Source organism: Cardinium endosymbiont cBtQ1 of Bemisia tabaci (assembly GCF_000689375.1).
Lineage (GTDB): Bacteria > Bacteroidota > Bacteroidia > Cytophagales > Amoebophilaceae > Cardinium.
In genome coordinates this window covers 416,957-437,124 of the sequence record NZ_CBQZ010000001.1, presented here as the reverse complement: position 1 = coordinate 437,124, position 20,168 = coordinate 416,957, and the positions used below count along the sequence as shown (strand labels likewise).

16 protein-coding genes and 2 pseudogenes are annotated in these 20,168 nt (G+C 35.6%); 8 read left to right on the top strand and 10 right to left on the bottom strand.

Annotated features, from left to right (window positions below):
• Window position 1 precedes the first annotated feature (1 nt).
• The 4 genes and pseudogenes from ltrA to CHV_RS05735 form a co-directional block, all read left to right on the top strand.
• On the top strand, window positions 2–1,312 hold the full coding sequence (ltrA, locus tag CHV_RS01960) for a group II intron reverse transcriptase/maturase (RefSeq protein ID WP_051602132.1): 1,311 nt from the start codon (window positions 2–4) through the stop codon (window positions 1,310–1,312).
• A gap of 132 nt (window positions 1,313–1,444) precedes the next feature.
• Window positions 1,445–1,741, top strand: a pseudogene (locus tag CHV_RS01955) (transposase); the annotation flags it as partial.
• Window positions 1,742–1,812: 71 nt separating this feature from the next.
• Window positions 1,813–2,688, top strand: coding sequence for an IS982-like element ISCca4 family transposase (locus CHV_RS01950; protein ID WP_034576767.1), 876 nt, complete (start codon window positions 1,813–1,815; stop codon window positions 2,686–2,688).
• Between the two features lie 6 nt (window positions 2,689–2,694).
• Window positions 2,695–2,877 (top strand): annotated as a pseudogene (locus tag CHV_RS05735) (IS256 family transposase); the annotation flags it as partial.
• Between the two features lie 42 nt (window positions 2,878–2,919).
• Here the strand turns inward: CHV_RS05735 and CHV_RS01945 are convergent.
• The 8 genes from CHV_RS01945 to CHV_RS05850 all read right to left on the bottom strand — a co-directional run bounded on the left by CHV_RS01945 (window position 2,920) and on the right by CHV_RS05850 (window position 10,759).
• The gene (locus CHV_RS01945; RefSeq protein WP_034576765.1) at window positions 2,920–3,339 is read right to left on the bottom strand and encodes a single-stranded DNA-binding protein; all 420 of its coding nucleotides are present in this window, start codon (window positions 3,337–3,339) and stop codon (window positions 2,920–2,922) included.
• A gap of 80 nt (window positions 3,340–3,419) precedes the next feature.
• Window positions 3,420–4,295, bottom strand: coding sequence for an IS982-like element ISCca1 family transposase (locus CHV_RS01940; protein WP_034576762.1), 876 nt, complete (start codon window positions 4,293–4,295; stop codon window positions 3,420–3,422).
• A 186-nt stretch (window positions 4,296–4,481) separates the two neighbouring features.
• Window positions 4,482–5,882 (bottom strand): D-alanine--D-alanine ligase family protein, encoded by a 1,401-nt coding sequence (locus CHV_RS01935; RefSeq protein ID WP_034576760.1) that lies wholly within the window; start codon window positions 5,880–5,882, stop codon window positions 4,482–4,484.
• A 151-nt stretch (window positions 5,883–6,033) separates the two neighbouring features.
• The gene (gene clpX / locus CHV_RS01930) at window positions 6,034–7,299 is read right to left on the bottom strand and encodes an ATP-dependent Clp protease ATP-binding subunit ClpX (protein WP_034576758.1); all 1,266 of its coding nucleotides are present in this window, start codon (window positions 7,297–7,299) and stop codon (window positions 6,034–6,036) included.
• A gap of 19 nt (window positions 7,300–7,318) precedes the next feature.
• A complete protein-coding gene (locus tag CHV_RS01925; protein WP_034576757.1) occupies window positions 7,319–7,996 on the bottom strand; it encodes a ClpP family protease in 678 nt (225 codons plus the stop codon).
• Window positions 7,997–8,132: 136 nt separating this feature from the next.
• Window positions 8,133–9,068: a tRNA (adenosine(37)-N6)-dimethylallyltransferase MiaA gene (gene miaA / locus CHV_RS01920; protein WP_034576755.1), complete on the bottom strand. Its 936-nt coding sequence runs from the start codon at window positions 9,066–9,068 to the stop codon at window positions 8,133–8,135.
• A 188-nt stretch (window positions 9,069–9,256) separates the two neighbouring features.
• A complete protein-coding gene (locus CHV_RS01915; RefSeq protein WP_034576753.1) occupies window positions 9,257–10,495 on the bottom strand; it encodes an MFS transporter in 1,239 nt (412 codons plus the stop codon).
• Between the two features lie 138 nt (window positions 10,496–10,633).
• Window positions 10,634–10,759, bottom strand: a complete 126-nt coding sequence (locus tag CHV_RS05850) for an ankyrin repeat domain-containing protein (protein ID WP_084303095.1) — start codon at window positions 10,757–10,759, stop codon at window positions 10,634–10,636.
• 346 nt (window positions 10,760–11,105) lie between these two features.
• On the opposite strand from CHV_RS05850, the gene CHV_RS01910 reads away from it, so the two are divergent.
• From CHV_RS01910 to CHV_RS01895, 4 genes are all read left to right on the top strand, one after another.
• On the top strand, window positions 11,106–12,491 hold the full coding sequence (locus CHV_RS01910) for a transglycosylase SLT domain-containing protein (RefSeq protein WP_165393812.1): 1,386 nt from the start codon (window positions 11,106–11,108) through the stop codon (window positions 12,489–12,491).
• Window positions 12,492–12,576: 85 nt separating this feature from the next.
• Window positions 12,577–12,870: a DciA family protein gene (locus CHV_RS01905; protein ID WP_051602153.1), complete on the top strand. Its 294-nt coding sequence runs from the start codon at window positions 12,577–12,579 to the stop codon at window positions 12,868–12,870.
• A gap of 234 nt (window positions 12,871–13,104) precedes the next feature.
• Window positions 13,105–14,412, top strand: coding sequence for a phosphopyruvate hydratase (eno, locus tag CHV_RS01900; RefSeq protein ID WP_034576749.1), 1,308 nt, complete (start codon window positions 13,105–13,107; stop codon window positions 14,410–14,412).
• 426 nt (window positions 14,413–14,838) lie between these two features.
• The gene (locus tag CHV_RS01895) at window positions 14,839–16,179 is read left to right on the top strand and encodes an ankyrin repeat domain-containing protein (protein ID WP_034576747.1); all 1,341 of its coding nucleotides are present in this window, start codon (window positions 14,839–14,841) and stop codon (window positions 16,177–16,179) included.
• Window positions 16,180–16,450: 271 nt separating this feature from the next.
• On the opposite strand, the gene CHV_RS01890 is transcribed toward CHV_RS01895, so the two are convergent.
• Complete coding sequence (locus CHV_RS01890; protein ID WP_034576744.1) at window positions 16,451–17,749, bottom strand: aminopeptidase P family protein; 1,299 nt, start codon at window positions 17,747–17,749, stop codon at window positions 16,451–16,453.
• A 152-nt stretch (window positions 17,750–17,901) separates the two neighbouring features.
• Window positions 17,902–19,698 carry a DNA mismatch repair endonuclease MutL gene (gene mutL / locus CHV_RS01885; RefSeq protein WP_034576742.1) on the bottom strand — a complete coding sequence of 599 codons (1,797 nt, stop codon included), beginning with the start codon at window positions 19,696–19,698 and terminating at the stop codon, window positions 17,902–17,904.
• Window positions 19,699–20,168: the final 470 nt, after the last annotated feature.

Here is a 20,168-nt window from a genome sequence, read left to right as displayed (position 1 = left end):
TATGGAGGAATTGGTGACTGCAGAGGATAAAACCTTTGCTCAAAGCGCCCTAGAAAAAGTTCGGGTACTACAAAATAAATTACATCAAGCAGCCAAGAAGGATCAAAAGAGAACATTTGGCATTCTATATGATAAGGTTTGTGAAATAGAAGTATTATGGGTTTCATGGCTTCGGGTACAAAAGAATAAAGGTGCTCCTGGGGTGGATGGCAGGACTATACTTGCAATCAAGGAATATGGTGTAATAAAATTCTTACAAGAGATTCAAAAAGAACTTCTTAGTAAGCAATATAAACCTAGCTCAGTGAAACGAGTATATATCCGAAAAAGCAATGGTAAACTTAGACCACTTGGTATACCTATTGTAAAAGATAGAGTAATACAAGGAGCGGTCAATTTGATAATAGAACCAATATTCGAATCTAACTTTCTAGAAGGATCTTATGGATTTAGGCCAAAACGCAATTGTCAAGATGCTATAAAAGCAGTAAGGAAGTGGGTAACCTATGGATATAGGACAGTAATAGACGCTGATATATCGTCTTATTTTGACACTATCAATCACGAAATTCTATTGAAGTTAATACAACGCAGAATTAGAGATAAGTGGATTATAAGAATCATTAAAGGATGGCTCGTTCATTCTGTATTCAAGCAAGATAAAACTTCTTTATCTGATAAAGGTACCCCACAAGGATCAGTTATATCACCGCTACTTGCTAATATATACCTACATAGTCTAGATAAATACTGGCGTCAGCAACATAATGAATGGGATACTCAAATAGTGAGGTACTGTGATGATTTTATAATTCTGATCAGAGATAAAGACCCATTTCCGTATATGGAATCATTAAAGCAAATGCTAAGTAAATTACGATTAACTCTTTCAGAAGAAAAGACAGAAATTACGGAAGCTGAAAAAGGGTTTAATTTTTTAGGCGTAAGGATGGTATTGAACAAAAGCAGAAGGTCTTCTGATAAACAATTTTGTTACGGTTTTCCTACAAGAAAATCCATGTCAGCATTAAGAAATAAGATCAGAAAAGAAATTGGTAGAGACTATCAACCATCCCTGGCTCATAAAATCAACTACCTAAATCCAATATTGCGAGGATGGGCTAATTATTATAATTGGCTTAATAGCGCAATACAATTTAGAAAGATAGACCGATATGTTGTTAGAAAGCTAAATCTCTGGAACCGAGTCAAACATATGGCAAAGAAAAGAAAGTATGAATGGCTATCAACCAATGAGCTACATACCCAAGGACTATACAAAGTCAGTGGTCATCTTAGCTATAGTTGGTAAGGCTTCGCATGCTGCGTGTATGTTGACATTCGCGTTGATCATCGGAAAGCCGTATGAAGGAAAACTTCACGTACGGTTTGATGAGGAGGTAGGGGAAACCGGGAAACTAGGCGCCTCTTCCTTACTCTACTTATTCATAATTCGTTACGCTATGTACCCTATAAGGACATGAAGTCCGTTGCATCGGATCTTAAAGTTATTTATCGCGCTATTTCTCTTGATCAAGCCGAAGAAGCACTTCTTATTTTTAGTGACAAATGGGATAAAAAATATCCAGCAATTAGTCGTGCATGGCATAAAAATTGGAGTAACATTATAACTATTTTTGACTATCCTGACGAAATACGAAAAATCATTTATACGACTAATGCCATAGAATCACTCAATAGTGTTATTAACGTCAGTTTTGGATTAGAAATTAAGAAAAGAGTATAAAAAGCTCCTTTGTGTTTTAAATTTGTGGGATTGAAAAATAATCATAAAAACCAAAGGAGCCGGATATGAATGTATCAAAATTAGTTGAAATATATTACGCTGTTGATGAATTTCTTATAAAATTTATGCCTTATATGGAATCACATTTGTTACCTACTTCAGATAGAAAACCTACTAGAACATGTTCACTGACTTTGAGCGAAATAATGACAATATTAATTGCTTTTCATGTAATTGGCTTTAGAAATTTTAAGTTGTATTATATTCATTTACAACAATTTCATTCTAATGACTTTTGCAAGTTAGTAAGCTATAGTAGATTTATATCCCTAGTTCAAAGAACAGTAGTTCCATTTTACTTTTTTTCTCAAAGTCTTTCTAAAACGAGAACAGGCTGTTATTTTATGGATTCAACCGCTATAAAGGTTTGTAATATAAAAAGAGCTTATGCTCATAAAGTATTTAAGACAATTGCTAGTAAAGGTAAAACTACTACTGGATGGTTTTACGGAATCAAATTAAACTTGATTATCAATGATTTAGGAGAAATTATGAATTTTTCTCTTACTACAGGTAAGTCCAATGATAGATGGCCAGTAGAAAACTTATGTAAAAATTTGATCGGAAAAGTATTTGCTGATAAAGGCTACTTGAGTAAAGAATTATTTGAAAAACTTATGGGAAAAGGCATAGAACTGATTACTCAAATCAGAAAAAATATGAAAAATGCTTTCATGCCTATCTGGGATAGGCTAATGCTTCGAAAGAGATCTATCATTGAAACCATTATCGATCAGCTTAAAAATATTAGTCAGATAGAACACTCCAGGCATAGAAGTATACCTAATTTTATTGTCAATTTAATAGCTGGTATTACAGCTTATTCACTAAAAGAGAAAAAACCGGCTATAGCTAATATATATACAACTGGTTTACAATAAGTCTAATCCGAAACTGACGTTATTAGAAAATCAATCAATAACCGTAAGATTTTTCCTAATGACCAATCTGCATTAAAAGTAGTATATTTAGCCATACAAAAGGCATCACAAAAGTGGACTATGGCTTTACATGATTGGAGAGCGGCTATGAATCGATTCGCTATAGAATTTGATGAACGATTCTACTAAAAACGGCACTTACACAAAATCATTTACAGGCTCTCAGTTATTCTATAGTGGCAGTTCCCCCATATCATCATGGTCTTCTAGTTTATTTTGTGGCACATGATTGATAACATGGACCCCTTGGTTTTTAGCTTTTATACCACCTAATAATACCAATTGTTGACCCACAATTTGTACAATATATTTTTGCGTACCATCCTTATCTGTATAGCACCTGTGTATTAATTTTCCTTCTATATATACCTGTTGACCTTTGGTTAAATATTGAGCTGCTACTTCTGCATGAGGGGTCCAAAGTACTATTTCATGCCAATCGGTATGATTTATTTTTTGACCTTCTTTTGTTTTGTAGCTATCATGCGTTGCTACAGTAAGTTGTACCCGCATGCGCCCATTTTCTAAGTGGCGTACTTCTGGCGCTTTACCTAGGTTACCCAAAATAATTACTTTATTAACACTTGCCATGTCGGTTGTGCATAATAGAAAAAAATAGTTTTTATACCTGGTTAATTTAAGACCTTAATAACCTGAACTCTGGATTAGAATTATTGTAAACCAGTTGTATATATATTAGCTATAGCCGGTTTTTTCTCTTTTAGCCCATAAGCTGTAATACCAGCTATTAAATTGACAATAAAATTAGGTATGCTTCTGTGTCTAGAGTGTTCTATTTGGCTAATATTTTTAAGCTGATCGATGATGGTTTCAATGATGGATCTCTTTCGAAGCATTAATTTATCCCATAATGTCATAAAAGCATTTTTCATATTTTTCTTGATATGGGTAATGAGCTCTATTCCTTTTTCCATAAGTTTTTCAAATAATTCTTTGCTGATATAGCCTTTATCCGAGAATACTTTACCGATTAAATTTTTGCATAAACTTTTTGCAGGGAATCTATCCTTGACCCTACCTGGGGTAAGTGTAAAATTCATAATTTCACCTAAATCATTTACAATCAAATGTAACTTGAACCCAAAAAACCAGCCAGTCGTTGTTTTACCTTTAGTAGCTATTGATTTAAATACTTTGTTAGAACAAGCCCTTTGTACCTTACAAACTTTAATGGCTGTTGAATCTATAAAATAACAACCTGTTCTTGTCTTAGAAAGACTATGCGTAAAGAAATACATAGGAACTAACGTTCTTTTTACTAGTGATATGAATCTATTATAGCTCACTAATGTTCTAAACTCACTTGAGTGAAATTGCTCTAAATGAAGATAATACAACTTAAAATTTCTAAAACCTATTAGATGAAAAGCAATTAGTATAGTCATTATTTCGCTTAAGTTAAGAGAACAAGTTCTAGTGGGTTTTCTTGTGGGCTCTGTTAACAGCTTTTTCTCCATATAAGGCATAAATTTTATTAAAAACTCATCTACCATATAATATATTTCTACTAATTTGTCTACATTCATAAGCGGCTCCTTTAGTTTTTAGAGGTAATTTTCAATTACCTAAATTTAAAACTCAAAGGAGCTTCTTTATACGCAAATATGAAAATCTAATCCAGAGTTCAGGTTAATAGGTAAGCAGCAACTCCTTAGTGGTAGCTTAGAAGGCATTTATATCGCTTGTCTTTAGAAAAATAACATTTGGAACCGTCATTTTTTGGTTTCAATCCTTTTCAAAAGGGTGTCAGCAATAAGGTATCCTTGATCTTTTCTTACTTCAAGTGAACGTTGGATAATAAAAGTAAGCAGTTGAGTAGGGTGGAGGCCAATTTCTGCTGCTTGATGGAATAAAAAGGAAGCGGGATGCATACCGGCCGTAGTATTGGGATCATTTAGTATAATTTCATTATCATCGGTGATAAAGCCATCTATACGGGCATATACTTGACAATCTAGCAGTTGAAATAAGTCAACAGCCTGTTTTCGGATGCGCTTCAGTAAGGAAGTAGATAAGACCATAGGAGTTTGTTTCCGTACTATACCGGGCAAATATTTTGCTCTATAATCAAAATGGACCTTTCCCTTGATCATTTCAGTTGGGGGGAGCGCAATCGGATTTCCTTTTTCTGCTTCTAGTACCATGCAAGAAAATTCTCTTCCTTGAATAAAGGCTTCAATTATTATGGACGTTTCTGCTTGTGTACTCATTAATACAATAGGCGGCTGTTTCTTTTGAAAATAAAGTTCTAGGTAGTTTAGTAAGGTATGAGGCGTATAGAACATTTGGTCAGCGATCCATAAGGGAAATCCTATGCCTTCGCGTACATCTATAAGGCTAATCAACCAATTTTTTATCTCTTTTCGTCTATAATTTTTCCATTGATCATAGCTTATTGCTTCGATAAAAAATGCCTTATGCACGGCATGGATAAAGGAATCAAGTACAGAGTGCTCCACAATGGTAACGCCTATAGAGGAGCCTTGTCTACTGCTTTTCACCACGAAAGGTAAGCCAAGGGCAGCCGTTATTTGATCAAATAGCTTTTTTTTGTCATCTGTACCAAGCCATTCTTTTTGGGTTAAAATGACAGAACGGGGTAGTACAAAACCTGATTGCTGTAAAAGCTTTTGTTGAAATATTTTGTTCATGGCTAGTGCAGCTGGTAGGATATCAGATCCTGTATAGGGAATTTGATACCATCTTAATAGTCCTTGTATGGTTCCATCTTCTCCATAAGGACCATGTAAGCAGAGAAAAGCTATATCAAAATATTTGGAAAAATCAGTGGGATCTATTTTTTTCCCTATCTTTTCTATATATCGCCTATGGTTTTCGGTAGTAGGCAATGATTCTATGTAAAGGGGAATCCCCCAAAAGTTGGCTATAATAGCAGATGGATAAAATTCCCGAATGGTACCCTGGTAGAGGTATTGCTTATGAAGCAGAATAAAGTTCCCTAAACTATCTACAAATATAGGGAGTGGCTCAAATTTTTTTCGATCTAAATGGTCATAAACGGTACGCCCCCCTGCAAAGGAAATTTCACGTTCTCTAGATGGCCCTCCAAAAAATATAGCTACTTTGATCGGGGTTAACAAAGAATTCTGCACAAGAAGATAAAATTAGAATCAATGGGTAATATTACTTTGTGCGAATTTAGAAGTCGGTGTACCTTGGTCAGTAATTTTTTTACAACTATCTGTTTTATTTTCCTGAATAGGCTTAGTTCATACAACCATTTGCTGGCCATTTTTATAGCAGTTACGCCATTTTTTTTAGCTCAGATGCTTGGCTGTTTTTTTCTATTTGCTTAAGTAATTCTATTTGGGTTCTACCCAGTTGTTCCAGTGCATAGGCTTTATCAATAACTAATTTTTGTTGGTCTTTTAGGGATGGAGCGGTGTACATTACTTCACTCATAATGCTTTCACAAATAGAACGCAGTCCCCTAGCTCCCAACTTTAATGATATAGCTTGTTCAGCAATCAAATCAAGTGTTTCTTCTGTAAAAGTTAGGGCGATTCCATCTATTGCGAACAATTTAGTATACTGCTTTACCAAAGCATTTTTAGGTTCTGTGAGAATACGGCGAAGGTCAGATTTAGTAAGTGGTTCAAACCCTCTTACAATTGGAAGACGACCTACTAGTTCAGGAATCAAACCATATCCCTTTATATCTGATGAAGAAACATATTTAAGTATATCCTTATCATCTACTTTGGGTGTACGTTTTGCACAAAACTCGAATCCTATGCTATTAAAGTTAATGCGATTGCTAATGGTTCTAGCAATACCGTCAAAAGCCCCTCCACAAATAAATAAAATCTTTTCTGTATTGACAGCTGTTAGCTTCTGATCTGGATGTTTCCTTCCACCATGGGGCGGTGCATTTACAATTGAACCCTCTAATAACTTCAGTAAAGATTGTTGAACCCCTTCACCACTTACATCGCGGGTGATGGATGGATTGTCCCCTTTACGTGCAATTTTATCAATTTCATCTACATATACAATCCCTCTTTCAGCTGCCGTTACCTCATAATTAGCCGCATGCAATAAACGACTAATGATGCTTTCTACATCTTCTCCTACATAACCTGCTTCTGTCAAGACGGTTGCATCTACAATACAAAAAGGTACTTCCAGCATTTGTGCCAAAGTACGGACCAAATAGGTTTTACCTGTTCCAGTTTCTCCAACCAATAATATATTGGATTTTTCAATGACTACATCATCTTCTATATTTGCTGGGTGAGATAAACGCTTATAATGGTTATAAACAGCAATAGACAATGCTTTTTTAGCTTCTTCTTGTCCAATTACATATTCATCTAAATAGGCTTTAATTTCTTGCGGTCGTAATAGATTTACTGGTTTGATGTCATTTATGATATTATCTTCTTTTTGAAGTTGAATAATCTGTGCAGCTTGTGTCACACATTGGTCACAAATGCGTCCTTCTGGACCGGTTACCATCATACTGACTATCTCACTAGCTTTTTTACAAAAAGAACAATGGGTTTTCATAGTAGTAGTAATTATATGATTAATTTTTTTTCTCTTGCTCTAATACGAAATCAATAATTCCATATGCTTTAGCCTGACTTGCACGCATCCAGTAGTCTCTATCTGAATCACGCTCTACAGAAGCATAATCTTGGCCTGTATGGGTGGAGAGAATGTTATAAATATCTTTTTTAATTTCAATCATTTGCTGCATGGTAATTTCCATATCAGCAGCTGTGCCTTTAGAGCCTCCTAGAGGCTGGTGAATCATAACCCTAGCATGTGGCAGAGCAGACCGTTTGTTTTTAGCACCTCCCGTCAATAATACTGCAGCCATAGAAGCAGCAAGGCCTGTGCAGATGGTCGCTACGTCAGGCGAAATATATTGCATGGTATCGTAAATACCTAAGCCTGGGTATACGGAACCGCCTGGACTGTTGATATAAAGCAAGATGTCTTTTTTTGTATCGACCGATTGTAAAAAGAGTAATTGTGCAATAATGACATTGGCAATATTATCATCTACTTGTGTACCAAGAAAAATAATTCTGTCCATAATCAATCTAGAGAAAACATCTACTTCTCTAAAGTGACCGGGACGCTGCTCAATAACAGACCGCGTCATGTTTTCTATATCTGATACGTAATTATATATTTGTGAACCAGTTGCATAGCCATTTTTAACTGCAAATTTTTGAAATTCTTTTTGATCTGGCATAAATAATATGGAAGGTGAAAGGCATTTTTTTTACCTGTTTTTACTCTATGGCATAGAATAAATAAGCAACTTTTTGAAATTTAGTATAAAATAATATATTAAGCAAATAACATATCTATAATACTTTGTCCAACAATCATTGTTTAGTATTATAGTAGTCTATGATTGAAGCAATATGGGCTTGTAAGTTAGATAAGTCATAGGGTGTAAACCAGCTTATATTCTTGTCTTTTTTAAACCAAGTCATCTGTTTTTTTGCATATTTTTTCGTATTTATTTTAATCTGGTCTATGGCTTCTGCTAAGCTCGATTGGCCTTCCATATAGTTGAATAATTCTTTATAGCCTAATGTTTGCAAGGCATTGGTTCCTTTGTAAGGATATAGTTTTTCAACTTCTTGGAGCAATCCTTGTTCCATCATAGCATCTACACGTAAGCTGATCCGTTCATGTAGTAATGCTTTTGATTGGGTTAGACCTATCATTATAATATTAAATTTTCTTGTTGCTTGTGTCTGTTGTTTGCGTAAGGTTGAGTAAGGTATGCCTGTACCCAAGCAAACTTCTAATGCTCTGATGACTCTTTGGGGATTTTTAAGATCTACTGTGTCATGGTATATGGGATCTTTTTCCGCCAGTAGTTGGGTCAGGTAGGAAAGTCCTTTTTCTGCTAAGGCATTGTTTAAATTGGTACGTAGACTGGATGGCAGGATAGGTATTTCCGCTAGTCCTTCACAAAGCGCTTTTAGGTAGAGTCCAGAGCCACCTGTTGCTATTACAACATCTTGATCTATAAAAAGGTTATCGAGGGTTTGTAATGCTTCTTGGGCAAATTGCCCAGCTGTATAATTGGCTTGAATGGGTAAAAAAGATAAAAAATGGTGTGGAATGCCCCTCATTTCTGCTTGGGTAGGCTGTGCCGTACCAATCACCATGTCACGATAAAATTGTCTGGCATCAACAGATATAATCTCTGTTTGCAGCGCTTCAGCCAGTTGAATGGATAGTGCGGTCTTGCCTATAGCAGTTGGGCCTACTATAACGATTAAGTGGTTGGTATGGGTTTGAGTCATTAGGAGACCGTTGTTATAGATGGTTATTACGTTTTTAAATACCTAAGATAGACCTGCATAGGTTTTTGATCATTATACTTAGTAATGTAACCATTTAGATCTATTTATATTAATTTGATGAAAACATACTATCGAGCAACAAATCTAGTTTTTTTGTCCTAATTTTTCAGTCCACTATACCACCAATCTTATTCTGATGCAGAGTCAGCCATAACCAGTGTAGCCAGAAAAGCCAAGAAAGCTACATAACAGGCAGGGGCTATAGGGCTATCATATCTATAAAAAAGATAGAAACAAATGGCAGTAGTAGATTTTCCAAATAAACTGGTACCCAATACGGTAGCCAATCCTATGGTAATATAAGGTGTTTCTATAGCTACTTGTTCTTTTGACCAAATGGTCAAAAAACAGCTAAAAATAACCCCTAAAAAAATGAGCCAACAGCGTACTACTGTTATATAAAATATAGAAGCGTTTTGTAATCCTGCAAAAAGGGGAATAATCGATAAAGCGATTAGTCCACTGGCTACTCCCATAAGATTATTGTGGTCATATTTTTGACCAACTTTACCGATCCAGCTCATGAGCAAGATATCCAATACCATAAAGATGGGGAGATATTCCATCATAGTTCCATAGGTAACTCTAGTAACCATAGGTACAAAACTACTCATAAAAAGAAAGGGAATCGTATAGACCACGTAACCAAAGCCAGCCACTATAGCGATGCGCATAATGGCTTTACGTGCTTTCCAAAGTGGTAGATAGGAGCATACTTTTGGCGCCATAAAGTTGCATTTTTCTCTCTTTTCTGTTGATTTTTTACTAAAAAAAAGAATATTGCATAATGTAAATAGAGCAGCTATTAAAAAGGGCAAACGCCAATATGGAAGAGGATCATCGATCCATCCAAAACAGACGCCTACGGCACCAGCTAATGAAATACCCATCATTGAAGCAACTTCATAAAATGGTGCTAGCTTTTTAGCCTGTTGCAGGGTTACACCTTTAATTAGATAGATTTTGGAAATATTATATGCGCCAGCTGCACATAATTCTGCGCAAGCCCTAGCGAACCATAATAATACAATAGTCCATAGGGGTCCCCCTTTATAGGTGGGCAAACAACCTATTCCCATTAAACTGATCCCTATACCCAAAAGGGTATAACGCAATACAACCATTTCTTTTTTGTGATGGGCCATGTTGCTAAAAAAGAGAAGACCAAAAGGCTTGGCGACAAAGGAAATAACAAAAGGGCTATAGCCCCATATTAACTGGACCAATAGCTCTTTTTTGGGGAAAAAAAGAGGTGCCATAATCGGTACTAAGTAACCATATAACGCATTATCAAAATGGATCAAGAGATTTGCTACTCCTATACATAGTTGTTCTTTGGATAAAAGTAGCTTCCGTCGATCTGCCATTGTAGAAGTGAAAATTTGATTGTAACCTACTTATCTATTCTTTTTAGCGTCTTTTCTATAATCGCAACGCATCCTAAGTGGTTATTTTCCCTAGCTAAATCAATAGCTGTTTTCCCATTATGGTTTTTTAGATTCACCTTAATACCTATCAACAGACAGTAACGCTTTTACCACTTTTAGATTACGATTTAATGTTGCGCGATGTAACAGCGTATTGCCATTATGATCTTTTTCATTAACCAGGATACCTTTATTGGCTAGTATGGTTTAACTATTCTTATTATCACCTTTATATGCTGCTACATTACTCTGTTTAATTGCTATATGAAGCTTATATACGTCTATACTATGCATTTAGTATAGTGATCTGTTATGTTATACTCTTGTAATTGTTACTTACCTTGTTAACTAGAACTTTATACCGACTCAATATTAAGGAATATATTATATATAATATAGTAGTGGACTAAAAAATTTATTAATTTTGTTTCTTTCTTTTTGGGCCCACTATAAAAATAAGAGCTAAAAATCCCAGCTATTTTTTTGTCGCTATAGTACTAGTGCTGTGGCACCAATTTTAAAAATAATTTGATCTATGCGTTGGTTTGTTATGGCAATCGCTTTGGTGCTATTAAGTGGATGGTCTGTTGATGCATTGGAGCCGATTGTGGTGCCAAAGGCAATGAAGTTTGCCGGTATACATTTAAAATTTACAGATGGTGCCCGTAATCGTATACAAGAAAAAGTCAATCAGTTAACAAGACCAAGGAAGATTTTTAGTGAAATATTAGATAGAACCCATCTTTTTTTCCCACTTATAGAAAAGACTTTAGCGGAAGAAAATGTTCCAGATGATTTTAAGTTTCAGGCTTTACATGAAAGTATGCTGATAGGAGATGCAGTGAGTCATACCCATGATGTAGGTTTTTGGCAAATACATAAAGTAGCTGCTCTAGACTTAAAATTAATGATTGATCATCCTGTAGATGAAAGAATGCATTTGATTCAATCTACCAAGGCAGCAGCCCGTTTTTTAAAGAGTCATTGCCAATATTTTGATAGTTGGTTGGGGGCATTATTGGCTTATAATAGGGGTAGGACAGGGGCAATAAAACTGTTTCCTAAGGAATACCGTGGGGCCACGGTAGTACGATTGAATGATAAAACAGATGGGTATATCATTGCAGTTGTAGCTACTAAGATTGCATTTGGAAAGATAGCTGGAAAAAAAAAACATTCCACATATAAGCTATGTGTCTATAATCAAGGCCATCATGGTCAAAATTTAAAAGATCTTGCTGCCCATTTCAAGATCGAAGAAAAGTTGTTATCAAAACATAATCAGTGGCTTAGGACTTCTGTGGTACCAGGTCATACAAAATGTGCTTTATTGGTACCATTGTTATATACGGATGCCTCTATGCGTTCTGTTTTAGAGTTACCCAAGCCAGTAAACAGTGTATTGCCTAAGGATAAAAAAGTAGTTTCAAATAGGCGATCTAGACAGGGCCAATCGCATCGTATAGATTATGCAAAGTACTTACAGTCTGCTAAAATCTTTCCGGAGGTGAGTGCTTTAAAGGATAGCCGCTCTAGTAGATTGATTAAAGCCAATGGAAGACGGGCTATTGTGGCCCAAAAAGGAGATACCGTTGCCTATTTAGCGCAGTTGGTAAACATCTCTATAGATAAATTTCTTCTTATAAATGAAATTAAAAAAATAGACCAACTGATTCCAGGCCATATATATTATTTTAGCCCAAAAGGTAGTAAAGCAGGTATACATTATCATGTGGTAGCATCTGGGGAAGATATATGGTCTATTGCACAACGCTATGGTATAAAGCAATCTGCTCTTTTGGAAAAAAATCGTATGCGACAGCCAGAACCCCTAGAAAAGGGACGGATATTATGGCTGCGTTTTATTAGGCCCTCTAAGGTTCCAGTGGAATATTACAATCTAGATCTATATTCAAAGAAAAATGGCATATCATAGCAAGTTGCTAAACAACCATTTTTAGAGCCACTTTGTATGATTTTCTGTTGATCTTTAGAAATAAATTTTAAAAATATAATTCATCATGAATGGTTTGCAACAGGCCAAAAGCCTTAAAGAATTGGTGGATAGGTTTCTTGAAACTTCTCCTTTTCAAAAACAATTGACGGCAGCTATGGTACGTACCGCATGGCATAAAACCATGCCTAAAGTGGTTTGTAATCGGACAGAAAAGCTCTATGTACATCACAATAAGGTATTTTTAAAAATAACTTCTGCGCCTTTGCGCCATGAGCTAAAGCTTAATAAGGATAAAATCCTTACTACACTTCATGCAGAGATGGCTCATACCTTTTTACAGGATGTTGTTTTTTTATAAAAAATTAAGGGTTGGTAATAGAGAATAGTTTTGGTAAGCATAAATGCTTTACCATCAGGTATCTATAATTCTAGAAAGACTTTTAATTTAGAATTGCCCATAATGATTGATATAGAGATTTGTAACATTATGATATATATTTGTTAGCGGCAAAGGTTAATTTTTCTGAAATATCCATAAAAATATTTATAAAAGCTAAAAGCGACAAAACTTTTTTAATTTAAAATAGTAAAGATGTCAAAGATTCGTGCCATTAAGGCGTATGAAATTTTAGATTCCCGTGGTCATCCAACCATAGCAGCTGAAGTACATCTAGTATCAGGGGAAACAGGATATGCCAGTGTGCCCTCTGGTGCTTCTACAGGTTCCCTTGAAGCATTAGAACTAAGAGATCTAGATGTCAAGCGTTATCATGGAAAAGGGGTGTTACAAGCAGTCGAACATATACAAACCATCATTGGTACAAATTTAGTTGGTAAAAATATTGATGATCAAGTCGGTTTGGATAGCTTAATGATAGCCCTTGACGGTTCGTCCAATAAGCAGCATTTGGGTGCTAATGCTATTTTAGCTGTTTCTTTAGCAATTGCTAAAGCAGCTGCTTTACATTTCCGACAACCTTTATATCAATACTTTTCTAATTTAGTAGGTGGGCCATCGAATGTGGCTTATAGAATGCCAGTGCCTATGATGAATATTATAAATGGCGGTTTGCATGCAGATAATCCGCTTGCTATGCAAGAGTTTATGATTCTACCCTTAGGATTTAGTTCTTTTAGTGAAGCATTACGTGCAGGTGTAGAAATTTTTCATGTTTTAAAACATTCTTTTAAGCAAAAAGGGTTAAGTACAAATGTGGGCGATGAAGGTGGCTTTGCTCCTAATTTATATAGAACTACAGAGGCGATTGAATCTATTTTAGAAGCCGTTATCCAAGCTGGTTATACCCCTGGTGAAGATATCTATTTGGGTTTAGATGTTGCCAGTACTGGATGGTATCATCCAGACGGATTTTATTATATAGAAAACAAGCAGTTTACTAGATCCGAATGGGTAGCTTATTTGGTAGATTTAGTAGATCAATATCCTATTCTAAGTATAGAAGATGGTATGGCTGAAGCAGATTATATGGGTTGGAATCAACTAACCCAAGAATTGGGTGAACGGGTGCAATTGGTAGGGGATGATCTATTTGTCACCCATCCAGACCTAGTAAAGAAAGGCATAGAGAAAAATTTAGCTAATGCAGTGTTGATTAAATACAATCAAATAGGAAGTTTAACAGAGACTTTGCAAACTATTGCGCTGACCATAAAAGCCCACTATGCTGCTATTATTTCCCATCGGTCTGGAGAAACAGAGGATACTACGATTGCTGATCTAGTTGTTGGAACGGGGGTTGGGCAGATTAAAACAGGTGCAGTTTGTCGTACAGATCGAGTGGCCAAATACAATCGTTTATTGCGTATTGAATCTGATTTAAGAGATAAAGTAAGTTATGAAGGGCGTAATGCTTTTGCTCGTTTCTTAAATAAAAAATAAGAAACGATAGACTGGCTGTTTAGTCTCAGTAAGTAGTAGTTTGGATGCCTACTAAAGTATTCTATATTTTTTATTTATATTATCCAATAAAGCCTTCTGAACTTCAGTTGGTAGAGCGTTTAGATTTGTATTACTAACTAAGTGATGCTATATTTGAGTGAGGGGGGTATAACTTGTTTGTAACAAACAGTCGCTGCCTTTATTGGCTTTATATGCTTAGGCCAATTTTTTGCTTAAAATAACAAGAAGTAACAGCCTAAGTTGAAATTTTCAATCAGCTATTGCGCTGTAGGTTACAGCTTTGTTGATGCCTATTTGTTTTATAAAAGCAGATTATCTTAATTAAGTATAGAAAAGGATCTATTGCTAATCCAGGAACCATAGTATACTATTGTTCCTTGTAATTTTTATAAAAAAAACAAAAAAATGAATAAAAATTTAAAACAATTTAGTCATATTAAGCACTCTAACTCCTTATTAAAACGAGTTACAACGTTTTCATTTTTAGCTGCTTTACAACTTTCCTCTTGCATAAGTGGTCAACGTCAAGGATTTACGGATCTTAATAAACCACGTTCTATTGACTATTTGTTATTAGATGCATATAGGGACGTTGATACATTCAAACAGCTGCAGTGCAAGACACGTGATACACTTTTCCAGCACGCACCTGATTTAAATGGGCGAAACGCTTTACGCAATGCCATCAGTAAAGGTGACTTAGTCTCCGTTAAATCCTTATTGCATGGTAAAAGTATAGATCCCAATGCACTGGGGAATGGTTTAACTTCACTTGTGTGGGCGCTTAAGTGTAAGCATGAAAAAATATTTTATTTTTTATTGGCACATCAGGATATAGATATCACCACTGCAGATCGGGAAACAGGTATGACGCCGCTCCATTTAGCTATTATAAATGGATGGATCCCTGGAGTAAGGGCGTTGGTGGCCCATTTGCTTCAAGAGGATTTATTGGTCAAAGATAACAGGGGAAGAACGCCGTTAGATCTTACGATGCTCGATGGACGGAAGGATTTACTTATGTTGTTGGTGGATATATTTCCTGCACAAGCTTTACGTGCCAAAGATGAAAATGGCATGACACTATTGCATATATGTATGAGACGTCAGTTGATTGATGCTACCGCACGCTTGATCCATAAGCTTCCTAATGAAGATCTATATCAAAAAGATAAAATAGGTATGACACCGCTCCATGTAGCAGTGAAGTATTTGCCTAAGGATATACTACTGTTGCTGGTAAATAAACTTCCTGTAGAAGCTTTAGCGAGCCAAGATAATAAAGGAAGAACACCGCTACACTTAGCTGCCCGTATTAAAAAGAAAAATGGCTTTAAACTATTATTGGATCAAATAGTAGATCGTTCCGGTAGAGATCAGGCAGTTGCAGCATTGTTTAAAGCGAATAACAAAGGCTATTCTGTATTTCAGTGTAGTTATTTACCTAAACATAGGGATTTTTCAGCCTTATGGCATAACAGTAAGGTCCAAATTCCAACTGTATCTATTCAGGAAAAGCAGATGTTTAAGTATATGTTAGAAACATTACCTAGCTGCTTAACTATTCAACAGCTTGCTACTATCGTCCGCGAAATTGATGAAGTTGAGGATAGCTGTGTAATCAGCAAGCAACTTGGTGCTAAACTGCGCGGTATGGTAAGGGACTCTATCAACAAGCAGCGATATGGTAGTGAAGTAGATAAGATTAGGAGGCAGGTAGCGCAAGCAAGAAGTCGTAATGTCTAAAAAATTGTTATAGGTCATTCTGTTCTGTAAGCTACAGCAAAAAGTCCGTTTTGCTGGATAGGGTAGGAGAGGTGCTAATGGGCTGCCTTACAGAACAGATTACTAGTGGTTTTTATACTTTTTGGCATCCATTTCATATACTGGCAAAAAGCAGTTTCAAGACCTACTTTAGACCAGTTCTTTAGCCTAAAGGTAAAAGTTTTACAAACCATTTTATGCTATTTTTATCAAAAGAAAGTCTAATATAAAGTTTTTATTCTTTTTCTATGAATTAGTCTAATTTTTTACACATTAAAGCCTCTATTGCTTCGGCTTCTATAGGAATATTTTCTGTTAAATTTTGAACGCCATCTGTTGTGATTACTACATTATTTTCTAATCGTATACCTATTTTTTCTTCCTTAATATAAATACCTGGTTCTATTGTTAAAACCATATTGGGTAAAATCAGACCATGGGTATCGCCTAGGTCATGTGTGCTCAGTCCGAGATGATGCGAGATGCCATGCATGAAATATTTTCTGTAAGCTGGTGCCTCTTTAGGCTGGTTTTTAATATCTGCAACCTTTATAAGGTTAAGTGCAACCAGTTCTTCTTCTACCCACCCACCAATTGCGTTATGATAATCTGAAAAGGATAACCCTGGCCGCAGTAGCCTTTCTGCAGCTTGTAATATGCGTAGTACACCATTATATACTTTTCGTTGTCTGGTTGTGAATTTTCCATCAATAGGTATAACGCGTGTTATATCAGCAGAATAATTAGCATATTCTGCACCTATATCCATCAATAATAATTCGCCTGGTGGGCAACGCTTATCATTCTTGGTATAGTGTAAAATGCAACTATCTACACCACTGGCAATAATAGGCGCATAAGCAAATCCCCTTGAGCCCCTCCGAAGAAACTCATATGAGAGCAATGCTTCTATTTCATACTCCATTAATCCAGAATGGACCATTGGTATAGTAGATAGAAATCCATCCGCTGTAATGTCGCAAGCCGTTTGTATAAGGGCAATTTCTATTTCATCTTTTACCCCACGTAGTTTTTGCATAATCGGCGCTAGCCGTGCATATGCATGCAAGGGGTATTGGTGCTGGCACCAGCTAATAAAACGTCTGTCTCTAGTAGCTATAGGGGAGTTTGCTCTTGCATGTTCATTCGTATTAAGATATATCTGATCGGTCAAACCCATTAGGGTATGAAAAATTCGCTTAAATTCACTCAACCAGTGCACAGTCACAATCCCACTTACACAGCTTGCTTCTTCTTTAGTATACTTGTTTCCTTCCCAAACAGCCAATACCGGATTTGTTTCTTTGATAAATAAAATTTCTTTCCATTCCATTTTAATGGCATCTGGATACAGAAGGAGAATAGTCTCTTCTTGGTCAATACCAGAAAGATAAAAAAGATCACTATTTTGCACAAATGGCATTGTGCGATCTGTATTTTTGGCCATTAGATCATTGGCATGTAACACTACCAAGCTATTGGGATAAAGATAGGGTTCCAATTTTTTTCTATTCTTTATGAATAGATTTGGATCAATGTTTCTATAACGCATAGGATTGTATGTAGTTTACGTATACGCCGTGTAGCTGTTCAACCATGCTTTCTATAATCTATTTAATATTTTGCTTAATTTCTTATAAGCAAAAAAAACAATACGATTGGGTTCTCTTTACACCATTGGTATCGGTCGATACCATGCAGCGGTTATTTAAGCAAACTTACCAAATTGTCTTTTGATAACTTTGTACATATTTTTCTTCCATCTGGTGTATACATGGTGTTAGTAGATGAAAATAGTTGTGCCAACAGTGCGTCTATTTCGATTCCACTTAATTTTATACCATGTGGTATACTAGCTTTTTTGGCCAATGCCCTGATAAAACATTCTGAAATTTCTAATTTTTGCTTGTTGTTGTTCCATTTAAATTGTTCTATTACTTCTTCCAATAATTGCTTTGGTGAATGGTGTTTTAGTTCAGCTGGACAGCCATGAATAATAATAGTAGATTCCCCAAATGGGTCTATGATAAAGCCCAGTGAACGCAAAATAGCTTTATTGTCTAATAGAACCATATAATCTACACTGTTTAAGCTTAGATATTCTGGCATAAGTAACTGTTGAGATGCACCATTTTTATTTTGAAAGTGGTCTATAAACTTATCATACAGTACCCGTTCATGAGCAGCTTGTTGATCAATTAACAGTGCACCAGACTGTACTTGAATTATAATATAGCTGGTATACAGCTGTATAGATTTTCCTACCCCATCTTCGTAATGGACCGTTCCAATGTTTTGACTTAAAGAAGAAACCTCAGTATTTGTTTTGTGGTCGGGAAATAAACTTTGCCAATCTTTAGGTGATGTAAGGGATGTAGTAGAACCATCTACTTTAAATTGTGTATAATTTCGCTCTTTTGTTGAATGTGTAGAGGCTGATCCTACTTGGATAGGATTGCTAAAACAGAGCAAAGAAAAATTAGTATCTTGTTCAAAATCTAAAGAATCGACTACATGATGGGTAGCTAAACTTTTTTTAATTGCTGCTTGCAAAATTGCATAAAGCGCTTTTTCATCTTGAAATTTAATTTCTGTTTTAGTAGGGTGTACATTTATATCAATGAATTGAGGGTCAATGGTTAAATAGATGGCATAAAAGGGGAAACTATCTGTTGCTAAGAGTCTATCGTATGCCTGTTTAATGGCGTAATTTAAAAATGGACTTTTTACAAAGCGCTGGTTTACAAATAAAAACTGTTCCCCTCTTGTTTTTTTTGCTTGTTCTGGTTTTCCGATATAGCCTTGTATAACCACAATATTGGTAGTTTCTTTACAGGGGATCAGTTGTTTTTTATAGCTTTCCCCAAAAAGATGCACCATTCTATGGCTTAATTTTTCTGGTGATAGGTTATATATTTCTATATCATTGTGGTAGAGTCTCCATCCAATTTCTGTTCTAGCAAGTGCTGCATGTTGGACTTCTTCTAGGATATGTTTGAATTCTACTGGATTAGATTTTAAAAAGTTTCTTCGTGCTGGAACGTTATAAAATAGATTTTTTACACTAATCTTAGTGCCTGGTGATGTAGCAATTGCTTCTTGTTTTTTGATTTTAGATCCCTCTATCGCAATGAAAACTCCAGTAGTTGATTCGTGTAAACGGGTTTCCATTTCTACCTGTGCTACTGCTGCAATAGAGGCCATCGCCTCTCCTCTAAAACCCATGGTTTGGATTTTAGATAAATCATCTGTATGGACAATTTTGGATGTAGCATGTTTTTCAAAACACATTCGAGCATCTATTTCATCCATTCCTATGCCATCGTCAATCACTTGAATAAGTTGTTTACCAGCATCTTTTATAATAATTTTTATATTTTTGCTTCCTGCATCTATTGCATTATCTAGTAGTTCTTTGACTACAGACGCAGGACGTTGTACTACTTCTCCAGCTGCTATTTGATTAATCAGTAAGTCAGAGAGCAGGTGAATGGTATGCATGGTAGTAATCGAATAGGATAAAGGATATGTGTGATATTAAAACAAAATTTATCTGGCCAATACCTTGAATTTTTTGATGACTTATTTGGATTATATGATTGACTATTATGCTATATGGTGTGGCGTTTTGCTAGATACGATCGAAAAAATTTAGAGATGCCACTTTCCAAAAGTAATAGCTTATCGGCAGATAAACCATTAAAAATTTTTCTGCTATAAAACCGACCTATGAAGCGTTAGGCAAGATTTTAGCTAAAAGCTTATTATAAGTTTGTATCTTCTAAATTTTTTTAATACTATTAAACCATGGCCTTTTTGAATAAAAGGTAGTGCGCTCGGAAGATAAAGCACAAGTTGAACTTTCTAGATGCTTTAGGTTATTTGGGAGGATTTAATATAGCCTCTTCTATTAGCGCCCTTGCGGCCTACTCTCTATACAAGTAATGGTTTTTATATACAGTGTTATATAG

Excerpts from the sequence above, each read along its gene's own strand:
- ltrA (WP_051602132.1), top strand. The coding sequence starts at position 2 with ATGGAGGAATTGGTGACTGCAGAGGATAAAACCTTTGCTCAAAGCGCC.
- CHV_RS01950 (WP_034576767.1), top strand. The coding sequence starts at position 1,813 with ATGAATGTATCAAAATTAGTTGAAATATATTACGCTGTTGATGAATTT.
- CHV_RS01945 (WP_034576765.1), bottom strand. The coding sequence starts at position 3,339 with ATGGCAAGTGTTAATAAAGTAATTATTTTGGGTAACCTAGGTAAAGCG.
- CHV_RS01940 (WP_034576762.1), bottom strand. The coding sequence starts at position 4,295 with ATGAATGTAGACAAATTAGTAGAAATATATTATATGGTAGATGAGTTT.
- clpX (WP_034576758.1), bottom strand. The coding sequence starts at position 7,299 with ATGAAAACCCATTGTTCTTTTTGTAAAAAAGCTAGTGAGATAGTCAGT.
- CHV_RS01925 (WP_034576757.1), bottom strand. The coding sequence starts at position 7,996 with ATGCCAGATCAAAAAGAATTTCAAAAATTTGCAGTTAAAAATGGCTAT.
- miaA (WP_034576755.1), bottom strand. The coding sequence starts at position 9,068 with ATGACTCAAACCCATACCAACCACTTAATCGTTATAGTAGGCCCAACT.
- CHV_RS01915 (WP_034576753.1), bottom strand. The coding sequence starts at position 10,495 with ATGGCAGATCGACGGAAGCTACTTTTATCCAAAGAACAACTATGTATA.
- CHV_RS01910 (WP_165393812.1), top strand. The coding sequence starts at position 11,106 with ATGGCAATCGCTTTGGTGCTATTAAGTGGATGGTCTGTTGATGCATTG.
- CHV_RS01905 (WP_051602153.1), top strand. The coding sequence starts at position 12,577 with ATGAATGGTTTGCAACAGGCCAAAAGCCTTAAAGAATTGGTGGATAGG.
- eno (WP_034576749.1), top strand. The coding sequence starts at position 13,105 with ATGTCAAAGATTCGTGCCATTAAGGCGTATGAAATTTTAGATTCCCGT.
- CHV_RS01895 (WP_034576747.1), top strand. The coding sequence starts at position 14,839 with ATGAATAAAAATTTAAAACAATTTAGTCATATTAAGCACTCTAACTCC.
- CHV_RS01890 (WP_034576744.1), bottom strand. The coding sequence starts at position 17,749 with ATGCGTTATAGAAACATTGATCCAAATCTATTCATAAAGAATAGAAAA.
- mutL (WP_034576742.1), bottom strand. The coding sequence starts at position 19,698 with ATGCATACCATTCACCTGCTCTCTGACTTACTGATTAATCAAATAGCA.